This window comes from Paenibacillus sp. AR247, from assembly GCF_002968895.1.
Taxonomy (GTDB): Bacteria; Bacillota; Bacilli; order Paenibacillales; family Paenibacillaceae; genus Paenibacillus_AQ; species Paenibacillus_AQ favisporus.
In genome coordinates, this window is the sequence record NZ_PCZT01000005.1 from 125,461 (window position 1) to 129,735 (window position 4,275).

The following is a 4,275-nucleotide window of genomic DNA, read 5'->3' on the forward strand; positions in this document are numbered from 1 at the left end:
TCGAACGGGCCTGGCTTCGGGGCGTAGATGTGTACGTCCCGCGCTGCCATCCCGGGGATCGTTCCATGACGATTCACCGGCTGCGGCGGTGGGACGAGCTTCAGGCCGGCGCATACGGCATCCTGGAGCCGGACCCCGAGCGGGTGCAGGCCGAGCAGGACGGGATGCTGCCGGATGCGGTGCTGGTGCCCGGTCTCGCTTTCGATCACGGAGGTGGAAGACTCGGGTACGGTGCGGGTTACTACGACAGGCTTTACGAACGATGGAGCGCTGCGGCCGGGGACGGTACCATGCCTGTGTGGGCCGGGATTGGTTTTGCGCCGCAGGTAGTAGACCGCGTCCCTATGGACGAGAACGACGCCCGTCTTCAGGTCCTCATTACCGACCAAGGGATATACACGATGAACAAGGGGGCTGACGATGGATCTGACGCATTTTAACGAACAAGGCCGGGCCAAAATGGTAGACGTCTCGGAGAAGGACGTCACCTCGCGTACGGCGGTGGCCCGCACGACGGTCACGATGGCGCCAGAAACGCTGGCGCGGATCAAGGAAGGGCGGATCGGCAAAGGAGACGTGCTCGCCGTTGCTTCCGTTGCCGGCGTCATGGCGGCGAAGAAAACGTCGGATATCATTCCGATGTGCCACCCGCTGCCGCTGACAGGCATTGATATTCATTTCAGCGATAACGGAAATGATGAACTTTATATAGAAGGAACTGTGAAGACTACGGGCAAGACCGGCGTCGAAATGGAGGCGCTGACCGCCGTATCGGCTGCCGCTCTGACGGTCTATGACATGTGCAAGGCGCTGCAGAAGGATATGGTCATCGGTCCGACCCGGCTGGAATCCAAGACCGGGGGCAAGAGCGGCGACTACAGCCGCGAAGCTTGAGTATAGTCGAAGAAGGACCTGCTCGGATCAGACGGTTCACAAAGATAAGAACTTAGGGTTAAAGGAGGAGGGGTGATCTTATGGTGTGGAGAACAGCGATCCTGACGGCAAGCGATAAGGGAGCCCGAGGTGAACGTGAAGATACGAGCGCACAGGTCATCCGGGAGCTGGTGGAGGAGGAATTGGGCGGGGAGATTGTGGAATACCGCATCGTTCCCGACGAGCAGGATGATATTATCGCGTCGCTCATTGAGTTAACCGATTATTTCCAGGCGGACCTGGTGCTCACGACCGGAGGTACGGAGCTGGCGATCCGGGACGTAACGCCGGAGGCCACCCGCCGGGTCATCGAGCGGGAGGTGCCGGGCATTGCGGAGGCCATGCGGGCGACCGTCATGCAGAAGAACCGCGCGGCGATGCTGTTCCGCGGCATTGTCGGCATCCGCGGACGGACGCTGATCGTCAACCTGCCGGGCTCGCCCAAGGGCGTGCACGAGCACTTGGCGGCCATTATGGACCAGCTGCCGGAAGCGCTGCTGATGGTGACCGGGCAATACCGCCAATAATCCAGCATTTACCTGACTTTTTTCAAAATTGTCACACTTATCTGATATTGTAATGATCCGTGATATGGTATGATGGCGATGTGGCAATTTTATGTCATTGCTGTGAACAAGCCCAATCGACATGCAAACATCCATCAATGATCTGCTTTACTCGGACACGGTGTGTTACATATCCGGATTTTGGTTAAGAGTAAAGTACAGAGAGGAGAATACCATATGCTGAGTGGAATCGGTGTGCCAGGCATTATTTTGCTGGTCATTTTGGCATTGCTGCTGTTTGGACCCAACAAGCTCCCTGAACTCGGACGGGCCGTCGGCCGCACATTCCGCGAGTTCAAGGACGGTGCCCGCGATATCATCGGCGAAGACGATCAGGCGCCGCGCAAGAGCGAGCCTAAGCCGCTGGCCGCAAGTGAAACGCAGCAGCCTGCACCTGTGCAGAGCAGCGCTGCCCAAGATAAGCGCCTGCCGGAGTGACTTCAGGGAGAAGTCCAGGCAGTCCATATCCATCCCTTCCGCATTTGGGTGAGCTGCGCAAACGGATCATTTACGTCCTGGTTGTTCTCGTGCTCGGGCTTGTGGTCGGCCTGGTCTGCGCCAATCCCCATCTATCAGTACCTGATCAGCGTCGACTCGGCGAAGGATTTCGAGCTGCACGCATTTTCCTTCTGGGACGGGATCGGCATGTACATGAAGATCGCCATGATCGTATCGCTTGTGGCGACGATTCCGTTTACGGCGTACCAGCTGTGGGCCTTCGTCAGCCCGGGGCTCCGCGAAGTGGAACGCAAGGCCGCGCTTCGCTATGTGCCTTACGTATTTCTGCTGTTTCTGGCCGGACTTGCCTTCGGCTATTACGTTGTATTCCCGATGGCGCTGGGCTTTACGACCCAGGTGACCGAGTCCATGGGACTGAAGGAGACGTACGGCATCTCCCAATACTTCAGCTTTTTGTTTACGCTGGTCGTACCGGTGGCGCTGCTGTTCGAGCTGCCGATCATCGTCATGTTTCTGACCAAGCTGCGGATCCTGAACCCGCTGCGGCTGCGGAAAATGCGGAAGGTCGCCTATTTTGCTCTCGTATTTATCGCGATCGTCATTACGCCGCCGGATTTCATCTCGGATTTTCTCGTGACGATTCCGCTGCTCGTGCTGTATGAGTTCAGCGTGTTTTTATCCTCCGTCGTGTACCGCAAGCAGCTGGCTGCGGATGCGGCGGTGGAGGCCAGATACCGGTTCCCGGCCGAACCACAATAAGAGGACACAGGCATTCTTTTTCTGGACGGAAAAAGAATGCTTTTTTCTTTTCTTCGAAAACGGCTTTTCTTTTTCAGAAATCACGGAAAACGGCATATTTCGGATTCCGGTGGATACAATGATGGAGGGTGTCTTATTCGCTGCGGAGGCCTGTGACAGGCTTGTCCGGTGCAGGATGGGACGGGTTCGGCGGAGGTGCTATGAAAAGTGTGAAGTTCTTAGAAAAATGCTTCAAAGAGGACTTGAAATCTGTTCCCAAGTTGAGTATCATAAAAGTGGTTGTTAGCACTGAACGTTGTCGAGTGCTAACAAGAATCGTCAACCAGACTTTAACCGCAGCACAACATACTAAATAAGGAGGCTATTTTTCATGATCAAACCTTTGGGTGACCGCGTTTTGGTAGAACCAATCCAACAAGAGGAAACAACTTCGTTCGGGATTGTCCTTCCGGACTCCGCCAAGGAAAAGCCGCAAGAAGGCAAAATTATCGCTGTTGGCAGCGGAGCCGTTAAAGACGGGGCACGCGTTCCTTTGGAAGTCAAAGAAGGCGACCGTGTGTTGTTCTCCAAATATGCCGGAACAGAAATCAAATATGAAGGTAAAGAATATTTGATTATGAAAGAAAGCGACATACATGCAATCGTAGGCTAAGCGACTTTTTGATCCGGCGAGGATTGAATTTTCGGCGAAGAGCCTGAACATATGAGCAACATCTATATCATTTATGGGAGGTTTTTATCAACATGGCAAAAGATATCCGTTTCAGTGAAGACGCACGCCGCTCTATGCTGCGTGGTGTAGACGCTTTGGCTAACGCTGTAAAAGTGACGCTCGGACCTAAAGGCCGCAACGTCGTTCTGGAGAAAAAATTCGGCAGCCCGCTCATTACTAATGACGGTGTGACGATCGCTAAAGAAATCGAACTGGAAGACGCTTTTGAAAACATGGGCGCTCAACTCGTTAAAGAAGTAGCAACCAAAACAAACGATGTAGCCGGTGACGGTACGACGACTGCTACGGTTCTGGCTCAAGCCATGATCCGCGAAGGTCTGAAGAACGTAACTGCAGGCGCTAACCCGATGGTTGTCCGCAAAGGGATCGACAAAGCGGTTAAAGCGGCAGTTGCCGAGCTGAAGAACATCGCAAACGAAGTTAAAGGGAAACAAGAAATCGCTCAAGTCGCTTCCATTTCCGCAGCTGACGAAGAAGTGGGCCAACTGATCGCCGAAGCGATGGAAAAAGTGGGCAAAGACGGCGTTATCACCGTTGAAGAATCCCGTGGATTCGCTACAGAGCTTGAAGTCGTGGAAGGTATGCAGTTCGACCGCGGCTACATTTCCCCATACATGATCACCGATACGGATAAAATGGAAGCTGTGCTTGAAAATCCATACATCCTGATCACTGACAAGAAAATCAGCAACACGCAGGAAATCCTGCCGCTGCTTGAAAAAATCGTTCAACAAGCCAGACCGCTTGTGATCATCGCTGAAGACATCGAAGGCGAAGCTCAAGCGATGCTGATCGTGAACAAACTGCGTGGAACGTTCAACGCGG

At 54.0% G+C, this 4,275-nt stretch carries 6 protein-coding genes and 1 pseudogene; all 7 read left to right on the forward strand.

The window, feature by feature from the left end:
- Window positions 1-440, forward strand: a 440-nt coding sequence (locus CPT76_RS04655) for a 5-formyltetrahydrofolate cyclo-ligase (protein WP_105442083.1), incomplete at its 5' end; no start/stop codon positions are given.
- The gene (gene moaC / locus CPT76_RS04660; protein ID WP_076174931.1) at window positions 421-894 is read left to right on the forward strand and encodes a cyclic pyranopterin monophosphate synthase MoaC; all 474 of its coding nucleotides are present in this window, start codon (window positions 421-423) and stop codon (window positions 892-894) included. The genes CPT76_RS04655 and moaC, both read left to right, overlap by 20 nt.
- 80 nt (window positions 895-974) lie before the next feature.
- Window positions 975-1,460, forward strand: coding sequence for a MogA/MoaB family molybdenum cofactor biosynthesis protein (locus tag CPT76_RS04665; RefSeq protein WP_076174928.1), 486 nt, complete (start codon window positions 975-977; stop codon window positions 1,458-1,460).
- Window positions 1,461-1,679: 219 nt separating this feature from the next.
- The gene (locus CPT76_RS04670) at window positions 1,680-1,937 is read left to right on the forward strand and encodes a twin-arginine translocase TatA/TatE family subunit (protein ID WP_076175208.1); all 258 of its coding nucleotides are present in this window, start codon (window positions 1,680-1,682) and stop codon (window positions 1,935-1,937) included.
- Window positions 1,934-2,717: pseudogene (tatC, locus tag CPT76_RS04675) on the forward strand (twin-arginine translocase subunit TatC). Before CPT76_RS04670 ends, tatC begins: the two are co-directional and overlap by 4 nt.
- A 370-nt stretch (window positions 2,718-3,087) precedes the next feature.
- Window positions 3,088-3,369 carry a co-chaperone GroES gene (groES, locus tag CPT76_RS04680; RefSeq protein ID WP_076174926.1) on the forward strand — a complete coding sequence of 94 codons (282 nt, stop codon included), beginning with the start codon at window positions 3,088-3,090 and terminating at the stop codon, window positions 3,367-3,369.
- 92 nt (window positions 3,370-3,461) lie between these two features.
- Window positions 3,462-4,275 (forward strand): chaperonin GroEL (gene groEL / locus CPT76_RS04685; protein ID WP_146116151.1); only part of this gene is annotated, 814 nt, incomplete at its 3' end.